Origin of the sequence: Streptomyces xanthophaeus, assembly GCF_000725805.1 — a bacterium.
GTDB lineage: Bacteria > Actinomycetota > Actinomycetes > Streptomycetales > Streptomycetaceae > Streptomyces > Streptomyces xanthophaeus.
The window spans coordinates 76,806-95,701 of sequence record NZ_JOFT01000010.1; the positions used below are offsets into that span (position 1 = coordinate 76,806).

Annotated in this window: 16 protein-coding genes and 1 pseudogene; 13 read left to right on the top strand and 4 right to left on the bottom strand. The window is 71.7% G+C overall.

Features of this window, described 5'->3' with window-relative positions; all coding sequences use genetic code 11:
- The first annotated feature begins 35 nt into the window (after positions 1-35).
- The gene (locus IO30_RS45840) at positions 36-203 is read left to right on the top strand and encodes a hypothetical protein (protein WP_167347233.1); all 168 of its coding nucleotides are present in this window, start codon (positions 36-38) and stop codon (positions 201-203) included.
- Between the two features lie 33 nt (positions 204-236).
- Here IO30_RS45840 and IO30_RS0102705 read toward each other — a convergent pair whose 3' ends face one another.
- The gene (locus tag IO30_RS0102705) at positions 237-683 is read right to left on the bottom strand and encodes a DUF6299 family protein (protein WP_031138846.1); all 447 of its coding nucleotides are present in this window, start codon (positions 681-683) and stop codon (positions 237-239) included.
- 154 nt (positions 684-837) lie between these two features.
- On the opposite strand from IO30_RS0102705, the gene IO30_RS0102710 reads away from it, so the two are divergent.
- Both IO30_RS0102710 and IO30_RS0102715 read left to right on the top strand, forming a co-directional pair.
- A complete protein-coding gene (locus IO30_RS0102710; RefSeq protein ID WP_031138848.1) occupies positions 838-1,455 on the top strand; it encodes a DUF4352 domain-containing protein in 618 nt (205 codons plus the stop codon).
- Positions 1,456-1,512: 57 nt separating this feature from the next.
- Positions 1,513-2,007 (top strand): DUF5949 family protein, encoded by a 495-nt coding sequence (locus IO30_RS0102715; protein WP_031138850.1) that lies wholly within the window; start codon positions 1,513-1,515, stop codon positions 2,005-2,007.
- Positions 2,008-2,085: 78 nt separating this feature from the next.
- Here IO30_RS0102715 and IO30_RS0102720 read toward each other — a convergent pair whose 3' ends face one another.
- The 3 genes and pseudogenes from IO30_RS0102720 to IO30_RS0102730 form a co-directional block, all read right to left on the bottom strand.
- Complete coding sequence (locus IO30_RS0102720; RefSeq protein ID WP_031138852.1) at positions 2,086-3,342, bottom strand: cytochrome P450; 1,257 nt, start codon at positions 3,340-3,342, stop codon at positions 2,086-2,088.
- 80 nt (positions 3,343-3,422) lie between these two features.
- A pseudogene (locus IO30_RS39995) lies at positions 3,423-4,579 on the bottom strand (low temperature requirement protein A).
- Between the two features lie 29 nt (positions 4,580-4,608).
- Positions 4,609-5,331, bottom strand: a complete 723-nt coding sequence (locus tag IO30_RS0102730) for a sirohydrochlorin chelatase (RefSeq protein ID WP_051901810.1) — start codon at positions 5,329-5,331, stop codon at positions 4,609-4,611.
- A 284-nt stretch (positions 5,332-5,615) separates the two neighbouring features.
- Here IO30_RS0102730 and nirB point away from each other — a divergent pair, with 284 nt between their 5' ends.
- From nirB to IO30_RS0102780, 10 genes are all read left to right on the top strand, one after another.
- The gene (gene nirB / locus IO30_RS0102735; protein ID WP_037892884.1) at positions 5,616-8,384 is read left to right on the top strand and encodes a nitrite reductase large subunit NirB; all 2,769 of its coding nucleotides are present in this window, start codon (positions 5,616-5,618) and stop codon (positions 8,382-8,384) included.
- A 203-nt stretch (positions 8,385-8,587) separates the two neighbouring features.
- On the top strand, positions 8,588-9,997 hold the full coding sequence (locus tag IO30_RS0102740; protein WP_051901812.1) for an MFS transporter: 1,410 nt from the start codon (positions 8,588-8,590) through the stop codon (positions 9,995-9,997).
- Positions 9,998-10,178: 181 nt separating this feature from the next.
- Complete coding sequence (locus tag IO30_RS42805; protein WP_078904137.1) at positions 10,179-10,367, top strand: hypothetical protein; 189 nt, start codon at positions 10,179-10,181, stop codon at positions 10,365-10,367.
- Positions 10,368-10,576: 209 nt separating this feature from the next.
- Positions 10,577-12,847, top strand: coding sequence for a formate C-acetyltransferase (gene pflB, locus IO30_RS0102750; RefSeq protein WP_031138858.1), 2,271 nt, complete (start codon positions 10,577-10,579; stop codon positions 12,845-12,847).
- A 115-nt stretch (positions 12,848-12,962) separates the two neighbouring features.
- On the top strand, positions 12,963-13,790 hold the full coding sequence (pflA, locus tag IO30_RS0102755) for a pyruvate formate-lyase-activating protein (protein WP_031138860.1): 828 nt from the start codon (positions 12,963-12,965) through the stop codon (positions 13,788-13,790).
- Between the two features lie 68 nt (positions 13,791-13,858).
- Positions 13,859-14,956, top strand: a complete 1,098-nt coding sequence (locus tag IO30_RS0102760) for a hypothetical protein (RefSeq protein WP_031138861.1) — start codon at positions 13,859-13,861, stop codon at positions 14,954-14,956.
- A complete protein-coding gene (locus IO30_RS0102765; protein WP_031138862.1) occupies positions 14,953-17,271 on the top strand; it encodes a molybdopterin oxidoreductase family protein in 2,319 nt (772 codons plus the stop codon). Before IO30_RS0102760 ends, IO30_RS0102765 begins: the two co-directional genes overlap by 4 nt.
- A gap of 6 nt (positions 17,272-17,277) precedes the next feature.
- Complete coding sequence (locus tag IO30_RS0102770) at positions 17,278-17,877, top strand: 4Fe-4S dicluster domain-containing protein (protein ID WP_031138864.1); 600 nt, start codon at positions 17,278-17,280, stop codon at positions 17,875-17,877.
- Positions 17,874-18,530 (top strand): QcrA and Rieske domain-containing protein, encoded by a 657-nt coding sequence (locus IO30_RS0102775; RefSeq protein WP_031138866.1) that lies wholly within the window; start codon positions 17,874-17,876, stop codon positions 18,528-18,530. Before IO30_RS0102770 ends, IO30_RS0102775 begins: the two co-directional genes overlap by 4 nt.
- Entirely contained in the window at positions 18,527-18,895 is a 369-nt protein-coding gene (locus tag IO30_RS0102780) for a hypothetical protein (protein WP_031138868.1), read from the top strand. Before IO30_RS0102775 ends, IO30_RS0102780 begins: the two co-directional genes overlap by 4 nt.
- Position 18,896 lies beyond the last annotated feature (1 nt).

An 18,896-nucleotide genomic window follows, 5' to 3' on the forward strand; every position in this document is an offset into this window, starting at 1 on the left:
GGGGAGATGATGCGGGCTATGAGACGGATCGTGCTGTGCGCAGGCTGAACAAGGGCGCCGCGACCGCAGTCCTGGCCCTGCTCCTGCTGGCGGCGGGCGTGCCGACGGTCGTGGACTGGACGACGGGCCGCCCGCATGCGGACCCCGGGTGCCAGTCGGTGGCGTTCATGTCGATGACGGGCGTGGCGCCCGAGTGCCGGTAGCGGCGGCTACCGGCCCTCTCCGGTCCGGACGCGCTAGCCCAGGGTGATCAGCCGGATCTCCCGGCGGTCCTCCGCGACGACGTCGACGGAGCGCGGCATCAGGCCCGAGAAGTGGATCTCCTTGAGCTGGGCCTCGGCCAGCGCGGCGCCCGCACGGATGCCCGGCGTGTACTTGAGCGAGCCGGTGGCCTCCCATGCGTGCTCCTGTCCGTCGCAGTCCGCCTCGCCGCCGCCGAAGGCCAGGCGCGTGTTGCCCTGGACGAGGGCCGCCGAGATCTGGAGCTTCGCCCCCACGGGTGACGGGTTGGTGCAGTGGTAGGTGCCGGAAAGGGTGACCGTTCCGTCCTGGCTGATGTGCCCGTGCGACTGTACGGAAATTCCCTGGTTGTAGACGGTGGCTTCGGCGGGGGCCGTGAATGCCGCCGTGGCGGCCAGTGCGGACAGGGCCGCCAGGGCCATGCGGGTTCCGTGGATAACCATTGTTCCTCCGGGTGGATGCGCGTGGCGGGATTCCGCCGGAACGCATTGTGCTGGCAGTTGGGCGGCAACTGGCTCCGCACACTCGTGTCGGTGTGTGCAATTGCCCGCTCGGGCGCGTGAGACTGACCGAAATACATCCCCGAAGGGATCCCGCATGCGTCAGTCCGCCCGCCCCGTCCTCGCCGCCGCCCTCCTCCCGCTCCTCCTGTTCGGCGCCACGGCCTGCCAGAACGCTTCCGAGGGCGCCGCGCTCGCCCCCGCCGCCGTGCCCGCGGTCCCCGTGGACGACGGCGTCCCCGGCGCCGGCCAGGACCCCGGGCAGGCGGCCGCGCCGGGAGCCGCCGCGCCGGGCGCCGTGCGGGAGGCCCACGTCGGGGAGTCCGTACGGGTGCGCGGCGCGCAGGTCGGACGGCACCTCCAGGTGGTGCTGAACGCGTACGTGGACCCCGCGGTCAGCGTCGACAAGAACTTCGTCCCGCCCGCGGGCAAGCGCTGGGTGGCCGCCTCGATGTCGTTCGTCAACGTCGGCGGGGCCTCGTACGGGGCCCTCGGGAGCATGTGGGCGCACGACAGCGCGGGGCAGCGCCACAAGGTGGTGCCCACCGGTGAGCTGACCACCGGCAAACCACTCGTCTTCGATTCCCTGGAGGTCGGTGAGCGGGCCGAGGGGTGGGTGGTGTTCGAAATTCCGGAAAACGCGCGCATTGTGCGGCTCCAGTACCAGGACGCGAACATCCAGGCGAATTCCGGAGGGGGTTTCTGGGGCGTCTAGCCCGCCCGGGTGAAAGGCCGTGAAAGAGCCGGGCGACAGACCACTAGGGTGCGGCGCATGACTTCTACTCAAGCCGAAATCGACCGGTCCCAGCTCGGCACCCTTTCGGTGCTCGCCTGGATCGGCGACCCCTCCGAGGCCCACGACATCCCGTACCTCCTCGCCTACACCCTCGGTGACGGCCCCGGAGGCCGGGAGGCCGGTGAGGCGGCTGCCCGCGGGCTGCTGGAGGAGATCGGCCTGCCCATCGGGGACGTCGTCATGGACGGCACCCGCAACCCGGCGGCCTTCCCGGTGCAGATCCTCCTGGAGGGCAACCAGATCGCCCTCACCCTGCCCGGGATGAACGCGCAGTGCACCGCACCCGACGAGTGGGTCGCCGCGGCCGACGAGAGCGGTCAGGCGTACTTCCTGTTCGCCACCCGCGCCTGGCCCGAGGCCGTCCCGGGCCGCCCGGTCGAGCCCGAGACGCTGCAGGCCTTCGCGGGCGACGAGTCGGTGCTCACCGGCAGCGCCCACTGCGTGCTGTCCGTGCGCCGGCTCCAGAAGTAGCCGCAGCGCAGCGCCGCCGCACCCCCCGCTCCGGCCGCCGGGCTCCCAGCCTGCCCGGTGGCCGGTCACGCTCCCGGATCAGGGGCGTTCGAAGGCGAACCGCAGCGAGCGGACCCGGTTGTCGAAGTTCGATCCCGCCAGGTCCGGCAGGCCCACCGCGCGCAGCCCGACCGGGCGGGTCAGCAGTTCGCGGAACAGGGCCTTCATCTCCACCCGGGCCAGATGCGCGCCCAGGCAGAAGTGCGGGCCGCCGCCGCCGAACCCCAGGTGCGGGTTGGGGGAGCGGGTGATGTCGAAGGCGTCGGGGTCCGGGAAGAGGGCCTCGTCGCGGTTGGCGGAGGCGTAGTACAGGACCACCTTGTCGCCGGGGCGGAACAGGTGCCCGTCCAGGGTGTGTTCGGCGGCGACCGTCCGGCGGAACTGGATGATCGGCGTCGAGTGGCGGATCATCTCGTCCACCGCCCCGTCCGCGTACTGCTCGAAGTCCGAGAGCAGCAGGTCCCGTTGGTCCGGGTGGTCGGTCAGCAGGGTCAGGCCGTGGGTGATCGCGTTGCGCGTGGTCTCCACCCCGGCGACCATCAGCAGCGAGAAGAAGGCGCCGAGCTGGCGGGCCCCGAGGGCCTGGCCGTCCACGTTCGCGCACACCAGCGCCGAGATGAGGTCGTCGGTGGGGTTCTTGCGCCGCTCCCGCCCGATGCCCGCCACCATGCGCTGCATCCGGGCCAGCGCCCGCAGTCCGCGGCCGGGCATCCGCAGCCGGGCGGCCAGGCCGCGCTCCACCCCGATGTTCTCGGAGGCGTGGTCGACCCGGTCGGCGATCTCCGCCCGGTAGTGCTCCGGGATGCCCATCATGTTGCAGATGACCTCCAGGGGCAGCCGGGAGGCCACCGCCGAGACGAACTCGTCGGGCTGCCCGTCCAGCACGTCGTCCACGATCCGCGCCGCGACCGCGTGGATGTCCTCCTCGGCGGCCGCCAGCAGCCGCGGGGTGAAGGCCCGCTGCACGATCTTGCGCAGCTGGGCGTGGTCGGGGCCGTCCAGGTTGACCATCGAGTCCCCGAACAGCGCCCGCACCCACCGGGCCGGCTCGGGCGTGGTCACCCCGGGGGCGCTCGCGAACACCTTCGGCAGCCGGCTCGCCTCCTGTACCTGGCCGTGCCGTACGAGGGCCCAGTGACCGGCCCCCTTCGCCCCTTCGGGGACGAACACGGGGGAGCCGAGGGCCCGCAGCCGGGCGAAGGCCGCGAGCCGGTGGGCGGGGGGCCGCTGCCAGAAGCCGGGCTCGGCCAGTTCCGCCCCGGGATCGGTTCCGGTACGGGGTGCCGGGAGTGTCATGGCCTGCCTCCAGTTGCTGCGCGCGTCGTCCTGCGCTGGAGAACGGTGACGGCGGCGCGGGGGTGACGGTCCGGCGGGCCTCAGACGCCGACGCGGGCGGACCGGGTGGACAGGGTCACGCCGACCGCCACCGTGGCCGACGCGACCAGGCCGCCCAGAGCACCGCGTACGTACCCGTCCAGGTGCAGGCGAGGATCGCGAGGGCGCAGAGCGGCAGGGTCAGCTGCTGGGCCGCACCGCGCTTGAAGTGCCGGGAGTGCAGCAGCCACACCATCAGCAGGAACAGGGCGGACGGCACGGTGACGGCGGCGTTCGCGGCGGTCTGCGAGATGTGCGCCTTGCCCACCGCGTGCTCGACCGCGACCTCGATGCCCGCCCCGATCGCCGCGCCCGAGGCGAAGATCAGCAGGTGCCCGTAGCCCCACGGGATCGCTTCGCGGTTGGTGTTGAGCTTCTCGTGCATCGGCACGGCGAAGTAGATCCACCACGCGGCGAAGACGATCAGCAGCCCGCCCGCGGCGATGGGCAGCAGCTCGCCCAGGGCCTCGTGCTCGTCGAGCGCCGACTTCACGGCCACCGTGCTCGCGGCGATCGTCTCGCCCAGCACGATGATGGTGAACAGGCCGTACCTCTCCACGATGTGGTGGGCGTGCCAGGGCGTCTGGTGCCCGCGTTCGGCCACGAGCGGGACCGACAGCTCGGCCGCCACCATCACCAGGAACAGCCAGCGCTTCGCGCCCTCCGGGGCGAACAGCAGCCCCACCCAGCCCGCCTGGCAGATCACCAGGCCGGCCGCGTACGTCAGGGCCGAGGTGCGTGCCGGGCCGCTCTCCCCGGACGCGGCCCGCAGCCACTGGGCCGTCAGCGCCACGCGCATGATCAGGTAGCCGACGACGGCCACCGTCCAGTCGTTCTCGTCGAAGGCCAGGCTGACCCCGGCCGCGTAGACGAGGACGCCGGCGATCTGCACGAGGGTCGCGATCCGGTACGGCACGTCGTCGCAGTCGTAGGCGGAGGCGAACCACGTGAAGTTCATCCACGCCCACCACACGCCGAAGAAGACGAAGAAGTAGCCGATCACCCCGGTGCCGGGATGCCCCTCGGCCAGCGCGTGCACCAGGCTCGCGCCGCACTGGGCGATCGCGACGACGAAGCAGAGGTCGAAGAACAGCTCCAGCGGGGTCGCCGCGCGGTGGTGCTCCTCGCGGCTGCGTGCGGTCATCGGTGCGTAGGCCATACCGGCCAGCAGACCAGAGGCCGCGCCCTTCAGCAGGCCAGGCGCGCGGCCCGCGGGGCGCGCGTGCCCCGGGCGGACTCGTAGCGGTCCAGGACGAGCCGGGCCAGCAGCGGGTGGTCGGCGAGCGGCTGCGACACCGTCCAGGCGCCGGAGCCCGCCAGGGCACGGGTGAAGCGGCCCGGCGCCAGCAGGTGCGCGGCCACGGCGATCCGGCGGTAGCCGGCGGCCCGCAGGGCGGCAAGGGTCTCGGGGACGCCCGGCCCGGCCGAGGTCAGGTACGCGGGGAGCACCGGGACCCGGCCGGGGCCGCGCTCGCACTCCAGCAGGGCGGCGAGCCGGGCCGCGCAGGCGGCCGTACCCGTGTTGCCGCCGGGACGGGAGGAGCCCGCACCGGCCACGACCACGGCGTCGGCCCTGCGGTACGGGCCGCGGCGGCGCTCGGCGTCGCACAGGCGGCTGTGCAGGGCGAGGGCGACTGACGGGTCGCCGCCGAGTCCCTCGGTCAGGGTGCAGCCGCTGCCGGCGAGGACGGCGGGGACGTCGATGCGGCGGTGGTACCCGTCGCCGAGCAGCAGCGGGACGACCACCGCGCCCGGGTGCTCCCGTACGGCCTCGGCGAGGGACGGGGACTGCGCCTCCAGGTGGCCCACGGTGGCGCGGACCCCGCTGAGGGCCTCGACGGCGGTGGTGAGACGGCGAAGGGTCGCGGCGGCGGCGGGCACCGCACTGCCGTGCACGGCGACGACGAGCATGGCTGCCCCTTCGTTTCGGGTGGCGGGGTCGGGCGGGGCGCGGCTCCGGCGATCCCGGGCGCTCCCGGTGGCCGGCCCCCCTCCACGCTAGGCCGCCGCGCGCGTGCGGTCAGGGCCCCCAAGGGCCCTGGGCCGGGGGCCACACGTCCCGGGCGCAAGAGGGCTCCGGGCCCCCGCCCCGGGGCCCTTTTCCGCAGTTCAGGGGCGGGGAGCGGACCTACCGTCGAGAGCGGAGGCATGCGCGGACCCGCGTGTGCGGACCCGGGACACACGGAGTGAGACCCATGGCGCAGACGCTGGTTGTCATCGGCCACGGCATGGTGGGGCACCGCCTGCTGGAGGCGCTCGCCGAGCGGGACGCGCTCGCGGACCCGGCCCGGCCCGGTGCCTCCGGCTGGCAGGTGAGCGTCCTCGCCGAGGAGGAACGCCCCGCCTACGACCGGGTCCACCTGTCCGCTGCCTTCACCGGCTCGACCGGCGAGGACCTCTCGCTCGTCGCCCCCGGCTTCCTGGAGCGGCACGGCGTCGACCTGCGCCTCGGCGACCCGGCCGAGCGGATCGACACCGTCGCCCGTACGGTCACCAGCCGCTCCGGGGTCGTCCTCGGCTACGACGCCCTGGTGCTGGCGACCGGCTCCTACCCCTTCGTGCCACCGATCGAGGGCGCCGACGCCGAAGGCTGCTTCACCTACCGGACCCTCGACGACGTGACGGCGCTCACCGCCCACGCGGGCCGCGGCCGGGTCCGCAGCGGTGTCGTCATCGGCGGCGGGCTCCTCGGCCTGGAGGCCGCGGGCGCGCTGCGCACCCTCGGACTGACCACGCACGTCGTGGAGTTCGCCCCCCGGCTGATGCCGCTCCAGGTGGACGACGGCGGGGCGGCGGCGCTGCGCGCCACCATCGAGTCGATGGGGGTCGCCGTGCACACGGGCGTCGGCGCGGCCGGGGTCGGGACGGACGCCGACGGCCGGGCCGTCAGCCTGCGGCTGACCGACGGCCGCAGCCTCAGCGCGGACGCCGTGGTCTTCTCGGCGGGCGTGCGCCCGCGCGACCGGCTCGCGCGCGAGTGCGGGCTCGCGGTCGGCGACCGCGGCGGCGTGGCCGTGGACGCCCACTGCCGTACGAGCGACCCGTACGTGTACGCGGTCGGGGAGTGCGCCCAGGCCGTGGACGGCACGGTGTACGGGCTGGTCGCGCCGGGCTACCAGATGGCCGAGGCGGTCGCCGAGGCCCTCGCGGGCGCCGGTGCGCTGACCTTCACCGGGGCCGACACCTCCACCAAGCTCAAGCTGATGGGCGCCGACGTCGCCTCCTTCGGCGACCCCTTCGCGCCCGAGGGCCGGGGCGGGGCCGTCTCGGTGGTCTTCTCCGACGCGCGCGAGGGCGTGTACAAGAAGCTGCTGCTCGGCCCGGACGGCGCCCTGCTCGGCGGCATCCTGGTCGGCGACGCGCAGGCGTACGGCTCGCTGAAGCCGCACGCGGGCCGCGTACTGCCCGCCCCGCCGGAGGCGTTCATCCTGCCCGCCGCGGACGGGGCGGCGCTGCCCGGAGCGGACGCACTGCCCGGGGACGCGGTGGTGTGCTCCTGCCACAACGTCACCAAGGCGCAGGTCACGGACGCCGTGGCCGCCGAGGCGCTCACCGACGTCGGCGGCATCAAGAAGTGCACCAAGGCGGGCACGGGCTGCGGCGGCTGCCTCGGCACCCTCCAGGCCGTACTGGACGCCGAACTCGCCGCGCAGGGCATCGAGAAGCCGCGCGGGCTGTGCGAGCACTTCCCCCTGACCCGCGCCGAGATGTACGAGAAGGTGCGCACCGAACGCATCCGCAGCTTCAGCGAGCTGCTGGAGACGTACGGGACGGGCGGCGAGGGCTGCGCCGTGTGCAAGCCGGTGGTGGCCAACGTCCTGGGCACGCTCGCCCCGGAGCTGGGTCTCGGGCACGTCCTGGAGGGCGAGCAGGCATCGCTGCAGGACTCCAACGACCTGTTCCTCGCCAACCTCCAGAAGGACGGCACCTATTCGGTCGTCCCGCGGGTCGCGGGCGGCGAGATCACGGCCGATCAGGTCATCGCCCTGGGCGAGGTGGCCCGCGACCACGGCCTCTACACGAAGATCACCGGCGCCCAGCGGATCGGTCTCTTCGGGGTCCGCAGGGAACAGCTGCCGGACATCTGGCGGCGCCTGGGCGGTGCGGGCTTCGAGTCCGGGCAGGCCTACGGGAAGTCCCTGCGCGCGGTGAAGTCCTGCGTCGGGGCGCGCTTCTGCCGCTTCGGGCAGGGGGACTCGATCCAGCTGGCGATCGACCTGGAGCTGCGCTACCGGGGCCTGCGCACCCCGCACAAGTTCAAGGGCGGGGTCTCCGGCTGCCTGCGCGAGTGCGCGGAGGCACGGGGCAAGGACGTCGGTGTCATCGCCACCGCCAACGGCTGGAACCTGTACGTCGGCGGCAACGGCGGCGCCACCCCGCGCCACGCGGACCTGCTGGCCCCGGACCTGACCACGGCCGAACTCTTCGTCCTCGTCGACCGGTTCCTCATGTACTACGTGCGCACGGGCGAGCGCCTGGAGCGCACGGCGGCCTGGATCGAGCGGCTCGGCGGCAGTGCGGCGGGGCTGGAGCACCTGAAGGAGGTGCTGATCGAGGACTCGCTCGGGATCTGCGCGGAGCTGGAGGCGCAGATGGAGCGGCACGTGGCGGCGTACGGGGACGAGTGGCAGGCGGTCCTGGAGGACCCGGCGGCGCTGGAACGCTTCGGCACGGTCGATTTCGGGGCCGCGGGCGAAGCCGCCCTGGAACCGGGGCGCGGGCGCACCGCCGTGCTGGCGGACGGGACGCGGGCGGCGGTCTTCAAGGACCGCGCGGGCCGGGTGTACGCGGTGGGAGACCGGGACCCCTTCTCGGGCGCGGACGTCATCGCGGGCGGGATCATGGGCTCGAAGGACGGGGTCCCGGTGGTGGCCTCGCCGATGCACAAGCAGCTCTTCGACCTGCGGACCGGCATCTGCCTGGACGACCCGGACGTCGCACTGCCGGTGCTGCCGCTGAGCTGACCGCGCGGGCCGGGCGGGCCGGGCCGGGCCGACCGGCCGGGCCTCGGCGGACGGGCCGACCGGGCCGTGCCGGGAGGGGCCAATGCACTGTGGGAGACGGGACCTTGTCCTGCCTCCCACAGTGCGTTCTCCTCTGCCGCGGGCCCGGTGCCGGGGCGGAACCTGGATAGGCAAGGACACCCCTCGACGTTCCAGGACAAGCCATGAGTTCCGCAACGCAGGAAGCGGTACGGCCGCTGACCACCGATCCCGCGCAGTACAGGCCGGGCCGCACCATCACCGACTGGACGCCGGAGGATCCGTCCTTCTGGCAGTCCACGGGCAAGAAGGTCGCCACCCGCAACCTGTGGATCGCCGTCCCGGCCCTGCTCGTGGCCTTCGTGGTCTGGCAGGTGTGGAGCATCACCGCCACCAACCTCAAGGACGTCGGCTTCGGCTTCTCGCAGTCCCAGCTGTTCTGGCTGACGGCGGTCCCCGGCATCACCGGCGGCACCGCCCGCATCGTCTACACCTTCGTCGGCCCGATGATCGGCCAGCGCCGCTTCACGGCGATCTCCACCGTCGTGCTGATCGTGCCGCTGCTGTGGCTGGGCTTCGCGGTGCAGAACCCGGACACCCCCTACGGCACGATGATCGCGATCGCCGCACTGTGCGGCATCGGCGGCGCGAACTTCTCCTCCTCGCTGGCCAACATCGGCTTCTTCTACCCGAAGCAGGAGAAGGGCAACGCGACCGGTATCAACGGCGGCCTGGGCAACCTGGGCGTCTCGGTGGTGCAGCTGCTGACGCCGATCCTGATCACCTCCTCGGTCCTGGCGATCGGCGCGGGCCAGAAGAAGGCGAACGGCTCAGAGATATACCTCCAGAACGCGGCCTTCGTGTGGGTGCCGGTCCTGATCGTGCTGGCGGCCGTCGCCTGGTTCGGGCAGAACGACCTGAAGGTGGCCTCCACCCCCTTCAGCCAGCAGAAGATCATCTTCAAGCGCAAGCACAACTGGCTGATGACCTGGCTCTACGTCGGTACCTTCGGCTCCTTCATCGGCTTCGCCGCGGCGCTGCCGCTGCTCATCAAGACCACCTTCCCGGAGTACTCCGTGGCCACCTACGCCTGGATCGGCCCGGCGCTGGGCGCGCTGGCCCGCTGGGCCGGCGGCTGGATCGCCGACAAGCTGGGCGGCGCGCGGGTGACGATCCTGTCCTTCGTGGGCATGGCGGCCTCGATCATCGGCGTGATCACCTTCCTCCCGGCCGGCTCCGACCAGGGCTCCTTCTGGGGCTTCTTCTTCTGCTTCCTGTCGGCCTTCTTCTTCTCGGGCATCGGCAACGGCTCGACCTTCCGCCAGATCCCCGTCATCTTCCGCGGCCAGCACCTGGGGGGCCTGACCGAGGGCACGCCGCAGTACGCGGCCGCCCTGAAGCAGGCGGAGATCGAGTCGGGCGCGGTGACCGGATTCACCGCGGCCATCGCCGCCTACGGCTTCTTCTTCATCCCGGCGATGTTCGCCAACTTCGCGGTGACCAGCGCGATGTGGGGCTTCGTGGCCTTCTACGCCTCGTGCGTGGTGGTGGCCTGGTGGTTCTACGCCCGCAAGAACGCCGAGGCGCCCAGCTAGAACCTCCCTCCCCCCGGGGCCGGACTGCGCGCGGCGCGGCGCCGGCCCCGCCGTCGTGTGCGGCGCCCCGCCCGGGGCCTAGCTCCGTACGCGCACCCCCTCCCCGCAGCCCGTCACGAACGGAAGGCCAGACCCGCCGCTGGGCCTGGCGCTCGGCATCCCGGCGCCGCTCCTCATCGCGATGTGGCCCGCCGTGAACGGCTACTTCCTGCTCCCCGCCTACGGCACCTTCATCGCGGCGATCAACTTCGACCGGACCGGCACCACCCGCGTCGGCCGCTTCGCCGTCAACCACTCCTTCATGCTGCCGGGGCTCGTCACGACCTGCGTCGCGGTGTCCACAGGCTTCGCTCTGGTTCGTATTGTCTGACCGGCTGAAGATTCTTGTGAATCCATTCACAAGCGCACGAGGGACCTTCGGCCTCCCTGAAATGCCAGGTCAGACGCCCTGCATGGAAGGTGCCCCGGAACATCGCAGGACCTTCGGGCCCCATCTCAGGACCAACGCGGCGGCAAATGATCGATCAAAAGGCGTGCAATGGATACAAGCAATGAGGCGACTCGAAGAAGGTGCGGGCGATGACTGCCACCCCTGCGGAAACCACGAAGAACGGCGCGGCCTGGGAGGGCTTCAAGGGCGGCCTGTGGCGCGACGCCGTCGACGTCCGCGACTTCATCCAGCAGAACTACACCCCGTACGAGGGTGACGACTCCTTCCTCGCCGGCCCGACCGAGCGCACCACCGCCGTGTGGAAGGCCATCACCGACAAGTTCCCCGAGGAGCGCGAGAAGGGCGTCTACGACGTCGCGTACGACATTCCGTCGTCCATCACCGCGCACGCCCCCGGCTGGATCGACCGCGACAAGGACCTCATCGTCGGCCTCCAGACGGACGCCCCGCTCAAGCGCGCGATCATGCCGTACGGCGGCTGGCGGATGGTCGCCGGCGCCCTGGAGACCTACGGCTACCCGGTCTCCGAGGAACTGGAGAAGGTCTTCACGGAGTACCGCAAGACGCACAACGCCGGTGTCTTCGACGCCTACACCCCCGAGATCCGCGCCGCCCGCAAGGCCGGCATCGTGACCGGCCTGCCGGACGCCTACGGCCGCGGCCGCATCATCGGCGACTACCGCCGGGTGGCCCTCTACGGCGTCGACCGCCTCATCGCCTTCAAGAAGGAGGAGAAGGAGGAGCTGCACTCGCTCCCCGCGGGCCACCGTTCGCTGGAGGAGACGATCCGCCTGCGCGAGGAGCTCGCCGAGCAGATCCGCGCCCTGGCCGAACTCAAGGCGATGGCCGCCTCCTACGGCCACGACATCTCCGCCCCGGCCGCCACCGGCCGCGAGGCCGTCCAGTGGCTGTACTTCGCCTACCTGGCGGCCGTGAAGGAGCAGAACGGCGCGGCCATGTCGCTGGGCCGCACCTCCACCTTCGTCGACGTCTACCTCCAGCGCGACATCGAGGCGGGCCGGCTCACCGAGGAGCAGGCCCAGGAGCTGGTCGACGACTTCATCATCAAGCTCCGCATCGTCCGTTTCCTGCGCACCCCCGACTACGACGAGCTGTTCTCCGGCGACCCCACCTGGGTCACCGAGTCCATCGCCGGCATGGGCGAGGACGGCCGCCCGCTGGTCACCAAGACCTCCTTCCGCTACCTCCAGACCCTCTACAACCTCGGTCCGGCCCCCGAGCCGAACATGACCGTCTTCTGGTCGCCGCAGCTCCCCCAGGGCTTCAAGGAGTTCTGCGCCCGCGTCTCGATCGACACCTCCTCGGTGCAGTACGAGTCCGACGAGCTGATGCGTCCGCGCTTCGGCGACGACACCGCCATCGCGTGCTGCGTGTCGGCGATGCCCGTCGGCAAGCAGATGCAGTTCTTCGGCGCCCGCGTGAACCTCGCCAAGACCCTGCTCTACGCGATCAACGGCGGCCGGGACGAGAAGTCCGGCGCCCAGGTAGGCCCCGACACCGGAGCCCTCACCTCCGAGGTGCTGGACTACGACGAGGTCATGGCCAAGTTCGACCGGCAGATGGAGTGGCTCGCCCAGACCTACGTCCACGCGCTGAACGTCATCCACTACATGCACGACCGGTACGCCTACGAGCGCATCGAGATGGCCCTGCACGACCGCGACGTGCGCCGCACCATGGCCTGCGGCATCGCGGGCCTGTCGGTCGCGGCCGACTCGCTGTCCGCCATCAAGCACGCCAAGGTCAGCGCCCTGCGCGACGGGACGGGCCTCGCCACCGACTACACCGTCGAGGGCGACTACCCGGCCTACGGCAACAACGACGACCGCGTGGACGACATCGCCGTCTGGCTCGTCGAGGAGTTCATGCGCAAGGTCCGCAAGCACGAGACGTACCGGGGCGCCGAGCACACCCAGTCCGTGCTGACGATCACCTCGAACGTCGTCTACGGCAAGAAGACCGGCAACACCCCGGACGGGCGCCGCGCCGGCGAGCCGTTCTCCCCGGGCGCCAACCCGATGAACGGCCGCGACACCCACGGCTACGTCACCTCGGCGCTGTCGGTCGCCAAGCTGCCCTACGAGGACGCCGAGGACGGCATCTCGCTGACCAACACCGTCACCCCCGACGGGCTGGGCCGCACCCCCGAGGAGCGGATCAGGAACCTGGCGGGCGTGCTCGACGGCTACATGGCCAGCGACGGCTTCCACATGAACGTGAACGTGCTCAACCGCGACACGCTCATGGACGCCATGGAGCACCCGGAGAACTACCCGCAGCTGACCATCCGGGTCAGCGGCTACGCGGTGAACTTCGTCCGCCTCACGCGGGACCAGCAGCTCGACGTGCTGAACCGCACCTTCCACGGCTCCCTCTAGTCGCGGAGCCGCCCCTGACCGCGCGGCCCGGGGCCGGTCCCTCACCCCGGCCCCGGGGCCGCGCGCCCCCACGGACACGCCCCCACGGACACCGGATCAGTCTGGAGCACCTGCCATGACCGTCCTCTTCGGTACGAGCATCCCCGTCGGCCAGGCGAACGCGGTCGTCGCCAGCGCGGGCCAGACTCCCGCCGCGGCCGCCACCCAGCGGCCGAGCGAGGGTTCGGTGCACTCCTGGGACCTCTCCACCGGGGTGGACGGCCCGGGCACCCGCTTCGTGACCTTCCTGGCCGGCTGCCCGCTGACCTGCCTGTACTGCCACAACCCCGACACCTGGAAGATGCGGTCCGGCAAGCGCACCTCGGCCGACGACGTGATCGCCGAAGCCGCCAAGTACCGGAAGTTCATCGCCGCGTCCGGCGGCGGAGCCACCGTCTCCGGCGGGGAACCCCTGCTCCAGCCCGTGTTCGCGGGCGAACTGCTGCACCGGATGAAGAACGACCTCGGCCTGCACACCGCCCTCGACACCTCCGGCTTCCTCGGCGCACGGGCCACCGACGCTCTGCTGCGGGACGTGGACCTGGTCCTGCTCGACGTGAAGTCCTGGGACCGCGAGACCTACCGGAAGGTCACCGGCCGCCCGCTCGACCCCACCCTCGCCTTCGCCCGGCGCCTCGCGGACCTCGGCAAGGAGGTGCACCTGCGCTTCGTGCTGGTGCCCGGGCTGACCGACGCCCGGGAGAACGTCGAGGGCGTGGCCGCATTCGCCGCGGGCCTCGGCAACGTCTCGCGGGTGGACGTCCTGCCCTTCCACAAGCTGGGCGAGGCCAAGTGGCAGGCCCTGGACATGCCCTTCACCCTGCACGACACGCCCTCGCCCACCGCCGGTCAGGTGGCCGGGGCGAAGGCGGTCTTCGAGGCGCAGGGGCTGACGGCGGTCTGACCCCGTTCGGCCTAGCCATGAATGCGGCATAACGGGCTGAATCGGTACGGAACACCTAGCGTGGTGCTGTGTCCGAGCCCACAGAAGTCCTCGCCGAAGCCCCGCCGCCACCCGGGACGCCCGGGACTCCGCCGCCGGCCGGGAGATCCGTCACCGCACGGGCCACCCTGGCCGGCGCCGTCGTCTCGCTCCTGCTCGTCGTCGCGATCGTGCTCGGCAGCCGGCTGCTGCGCGACTTCGACTCGGCACTGCTGCCGTACGCCGTCGCCACGGTCTTCCTGGCCTTCGGCGTGGCCTACCGGTACACGGTCTGGGTCTCCGCCCCCGGTGCCCGCCGTCTCTTCCGGAAGGGCTTCGGCAGCTTCTTCTCCGCCGACAACTTCCGCAAGGCGCCCACCGCCCTGCCGAAGATGATCGCCACCTACCTCGGCTTCCAGAAGTTCCTCGGGGCCCGCTCCCGCGCCCGCTGGGCCGCCCACCAGCTCATCTTCTGGGGCTGCATCCTGGCCGCGCTCATCACCTTCCCGCTGACCTGGGGCTGGTTCACCTTCACCTCCGACAGCGGCTCGGGCCCCGGCTACGAGATGCGGATCTGGGGCTTCAAGGTCCTCGGCTTCGACTCGCTGAACATCCTGGGCTGGCTGATGTTCCACGGCCTCGACGTCGCCGCCGTCCTGGTCATCCCCGGGGCCTCGTACTTCCTGTGGCGCCGGATGAAGGACCGCGGAGCCATCACCGGCCAGCGGTTCGCCTACGACCTGCTGCCGCTGATCTGCTTGATCGTGATCTCGGTGACCGGGCTGCTGCTGACCTTCTCGTCGATCTTCCTGCACGGCGGGGGCTACGAGTTCCTCGCCATCCTGCACATGGTGTCGGTGGTGTTCACGCTCATCTACATCCCCTTCGGGAAGTTCTTCCACATCGTCCAGCGCCCGGCCGCCGTCGGCATGCAGCTGTTCAAGTACACCGCCCGCCAGGACGAGCAGGTCTTCGCCTGCAAGCGCTGCGGCGAACCCGTCGACACCGCCCCGTACGTGGAGAACCTGCGCGGCACGATGAAGGACCTGAAGCTCGACTTCGACGCCTGGGCCGAGTACTGCCCCCGCTGCAAGCGGGTGCTGCGCGGCAGCGCCTACCTGACCCACGTCAAGAAGGGCTTCAAGTGACCGCGACGGACCCCGCCAAGACGGCACCGCTGCCCCTCGACCCCTCGATCGCCCCGCCCGGCACGCGCAACTTCCGCGACGCGGGCGGCATCCCGGCCGACCAGTGGCACGCCGACCAGAACGGCGAGACCCTCGTCCCCACCCACTGCTGCTTCTGCGGGGTCCAGTGCGGGATGTACCTGCGCGTGGACAAGGGCGGCAAGGTCTTCGGCGTGGAGCCCCGCAACCACGACATCAACCGGATGCGGCTGTGCCCCAAGGGCATCAACGCCTACCAGCAGGTCAACCACCCCGACCGGCTCACCGCCCCGCTCATGCGCCGCTCCCGCGACGAGGAGTTCCGCGAGGCCTCCTGGGACGAGGCCCTCGACTTCACCGTCTCCGAGATCCGCCGCATCCAGGCTGCCCACGGCAACGACGCCTTCGGGCTGCTCGGCGGCGCCAGCCTGTACTCCGAGAAGACCTACCTGGTCGGCAAGTTCGGCAGGGTCGCGCTGAAGACCCGGCACGTGGACTACAACGGCCGGCTCTGCATGGTCAGCGCCGCAGGCGCGAACAAACTGTCCTTCGGCATCGACCGCGCCGCCAACCCCTTCTCCGACATCCTCCTCACCGACTGCCTGCTCATCGCCGGCTCGAACGTGGGGGAGTGCTTCCCGGTCATGACCCAGTACGTGTGGGGCGCCCGCGACCGGGGCGCCTCGCTGATCGTGGTCGACCCGCGCGAGACCGCCATCGCCCGTACCGCCGACATCCACGTCGCGATCAAGCCCGGCACCGACTCCGCCTTCTTCAACGCCGTCCTCCACGTGATCGTCGCCGAGGGCCTGACCGACGAGTCCTACCTCGCCGCGCACACCACCGGCTGGGAGGAGGTCAGGGAGACCGTCCAGGCCTACCCGCCCTCCCGGGCGGCCGGGATCTGCGGTGTCCCCGAGGAGCAGATCGTCCAGGTGGCCCGTACGTTCGGCCGCGCGGGCAAGGCCATGGCCTTCCACGCCCGCGGGGTGGAACACCACTCGCAGGGCGTCGAGAACTGCCTCTCGATCATCAACCTGTGCGTGGCCACCGGGAACCTCGGCAAGCCCGGAGCGGGCTACGGCACCATCACCGGCCAGGGCAACGGCCAGGGCGGCCGCGAGCACGGCCAGAAGTCCGACCTGCTGCCCGGCGGCCGCTCCATCATGAACGAGGAGCACCGCCGCCAGATCTGCGCGATCTGGGGCATCGAGGAGTCCGAACTCCCGCCCGCCGGAACCTCCATGATGGAGATGGTCTGGCAGATGCAGCGCCAGGAGATCCGCGGGCTGATCGGCATCTGCAACAACCCCTTCGTCTCCCTGCCCAACTACGCCACGGTCAAGGAGGGCTACGACGCCCTGGAGTTCCACGCCCAGTTCGACTTCTTCCTCTCCGAGACCGCCGCCAACGGGCACGTGGTCTTCCCGGTCACCGTCTGGGCCGAGGACGAGGGCGTCATGGCCAATACCGAGGCCCGCGTCGTCAAGCACAACAAGGCGCAGGAGCCGCCCCCAGGGGTCCGCACCGACACCTGGGTGATGTGCGAACTCGCCCGCCGCCTCGGCGTCGGGGACAAGTTCGACTTCCCCGGCTCCCGCGAGGTGTTCGAGGAACTGCGCGTCGCCTCCGCCGGAACCGTCAACGACTACTACGGCATCACCTACGAGCGTCTGGAGGAGACGGGCGGCATCATGTGGCCCTGCCCCTCCACCGACCACCCGGGCACGCCCCGGCTGTTCGAGGGAGGCAGGACCTACCACCCCGACGGGAAGGTCCACCTCCAGGTCGTCGAGTGGCACGCGCCGATGGACCCCTACACCGAGGAGTACCCCCTCTCCCTCACCACCGGCCGCACCGTCGCGCACTTCCTCTCCGGCAACCAGACCCGCCGCCTGGGCGCCCTCGTCGAACAGACCCCGCGCCCCTGGGTGGAGGTGCACCCCTCGCACGGCTTCCGCAACGGCGACCCGGTCCGGGTGGTCACCCGCCGCGGCAGCGAGGTCTTCCCGGCGCTGGTCACCGAGGCCATCCGCCCCGACACCGTCTTCATCCCGTACCACTGGCCCGTTCCGACGGCCGCGAACGCCCTGACCATCGACGCCCTCGACCCCCGCTCGAAGATCCCCGAGTACAAGGTCTGCGCCGCCCGGATCGAGGCCGCCGCCCGGATCGACGAGGTGCCGGCGCCGCCCACGCCCCCGGGCCGCGAGGCCTACCCGGAGGCCCAGGTGTCCCGCACGGACCCCCTGCCCCCCACGTCCCCGCAGGGCCGTGGCACGTCGGAGAGGAACTGATCCGCGATGATGGGCCGCACGATCTTCATCGACCCGGGCCGGTGCATCGGCTGCCAGGCGTGTGTCTCCGCCTGCCGCGAATGCGATTCGCACCGCGGCAAGTCGATGATCCACCTGGACTACACCGACCCCGGCATGTCGGTGGCCTCCCTCCCGACCGTGTGCATGCACTGCGAGGACCCGGTCGCGCCCTGCGCCGAGGTCTGCCCCGCCGACGCGATCCTGGTGACCGCCGACGGGGTGGTGCAGCAGGCCGACACCACCCGCTGCATCGGATGCGCCAACTGCGTCAACGCCTGCCCCTTCGGGGTCCCGAAGATCGACCTCCAGGCGAAGCTGCAGATGAAGTGCAACCTCTGCTACGACCGCACTGCCTACGGGCTGGCCCCGATGTGCGCCACCGTCTGCCCCACCGGTGCCCTCTTCTACGGAACCCTCGAAGAGCTCCAGGCCGAGCGGCCGGGCGTCCAGGTCGCCGACTCCTTCGTCTTCGGCGACGTGGTGGTCGCCACCGGCGTCGCGATGGTCGTCCCCGCCGACAAGGTCCAGTGGCCCGTCCCCGGCGGCCTCCCGGTCGTCGAGATCAACGGAGTGGATGTGCGATGAGCCTCACCGAACAGCCCGCCCCCGCACCGGGTCCGGACCCGGGTGACGGCGACGGAGCCGCCCAGGCGCTCCGCGACCGGATCAGCGCCGACTCCCTGACCACCCGCCGCGACTACCTGCGGATCGTCGCCACCGTCTCCGGCGGCCTGGCCATCGGCGGCGTCGGCGTGGCCGCCGGCATCCTCCACCGGCACGGCGACAGCGAGAAGCTCCCCGAGAGCAAGAAGGTGACCGACGCACTGGCGCCGGGCCAATCCGTCGCCTTCCGCTTCCCCGGCGAGGAGGACCGTGCCCTCGCGGTGCGGCTGCCGGACGGATCCCTCGTCGGCTACTCCGCCGTCTGCACCCATCTGGCCTGCGCCGTGCTGTGGCGCGAGGACCGCGGCAACGACGGGGAGCTCTACTGCCCCTGCCACGAGGGCGTCTTCGACGCCCGCACCGGCGAGGTGACCGCGGGCCCGCCGCCCCGGCCGCTCCCCAGGATCTTCCTGACCGAACAGCCCGACGGCAGTGTCTGGGCCGTCGCCACCTCCCGGTCGGGAGAACCGGCCAGGGAAGCCCTGTGCCGGCAGTTCCTCGACTCCCGCCCCGAGATGGCCCAGCAGCTGGGCTGCCCCGGAGCGGGCCGCGCCACCGAGAGCAGGCGGACATGAGCGACGCGCAGCTGCCTCCCCGCCCCGAGTACCGCCCCGGCAGCGCCGACCCCCGGCTGAACAGGCCGGTGCGGGAGCGCTATCCGCAGATCCGCTCCACCAGCGGTTACGGAGATCCGCGGGTCCGGCACACGGGTCCCGGCCCGGGCGCCGGGACCGAGCAGGAACCCGAGCGGGCATCGAAGCTCAACGCCCGTCTGGCCCTGGCCCTCACCGTCGTCATCGGGCAGCTCTGGGCGCTGACCGTGACCGTCAACGAGTGGATGAAGGGCAACACCGGCACGGCCTGGTGGGGGGCGGGATTCCTGATCCTGTCCTTCCTCGTCGTGATCGCGCTATGGCTCCTCGACCCCAAGGACCGGTGAC

Bases quoted from the DNA above. Each gene is read 5' to 3' on its own strand.
- pflB (WP_031138858.1), top strand. From the start codon at position 10,577: ATGACTGCCACCCCTGCGGAAACCACGAAGAACGGCGCGGCCTGGGAG.
- IO30_RS0102740 (WP_051901812.1), top strand. From the start codon at position 8,588: ATGAGTTCCGCAACGCAGGAAGCGGTACGGCCGCTGACCACCGATCCC.
- IO30_RS0102730 (WP_051901810.1), bottom strand. From the start codon at position 5,331: ATGCTCGTCGTCGCCGTGCACGGCAGTGCGGTGCCCGCCGCCGCCGCG.
- IO30_RS0102780 (WP_031138868.1), top strand. From the start codon at position 18,527: ATGAGCGACGCGCAGCTGCCTCCCCGCCCCGAGTACCGCCCCGGCAGC.
- IO30_RS42805 (WP_078904137.1), top strand. From the start codon at position 10,179: ATGTGGCCCGCCGTGAACGGCTACTTCCTGCTCCCCGCCTACGGCACC.
- pflA (WP_031138860.1), top strand. From the start codon at position 12,963: ATGACCGTCCTCTTCGGTACGAGCATCCCCGTCGGCCAGGCGAACGCG.
- IO30_RS0102705 (WP_031138846.1), bottom strand. From the start codon at position 683: ATGGTTATCCACGGAACCCGCATGGCCCTGGCGGCCCTGTCCGCACTG.
- IO30_RS0102775 (WP_031138866.1), top strand. From the start codon at position 17,874: ATGAGCCTCACCGAACAGCCCGCCCCCGCACCGGGTCCGGACCCGGGT.
- IO30_RS0102720 (WP_031138852.1), bottom strand. From the start codon at position 3,342: ATGACACTCCCGGCACCCCGTACCGGAACCGATCCCGGGGCGGAACTG.
- IO30_RS0102770 (WP_031138864.1), top strand. From the start codon at position 17,278: ATGATGGGCCGCACGATCTTCATCGACCCGGGCCGGTGCATCGGCTGC.
- IO30_RS0102715 (WP_031138850.1), top strand. From the start codon at position 1,513: ATGACTTCTACTCAAGCCGAAATCGACCGGTCCCAGCTCGGCACCCTT.
- nirB (WP_037892884.1), top strand. From the start codon at position 5,616: ATGGCGCAGACGCTGGTTGTCATCGGCCACGGCATGGTGGGGCACCGC.
- IO30_RS0102710 (WP_031138848.1), top strand. From the start codon at position 838: ATGCGTCAGTCCGCCCGCCCCGTCCTCGCCGCCGCCCTCCTCCCGCTC.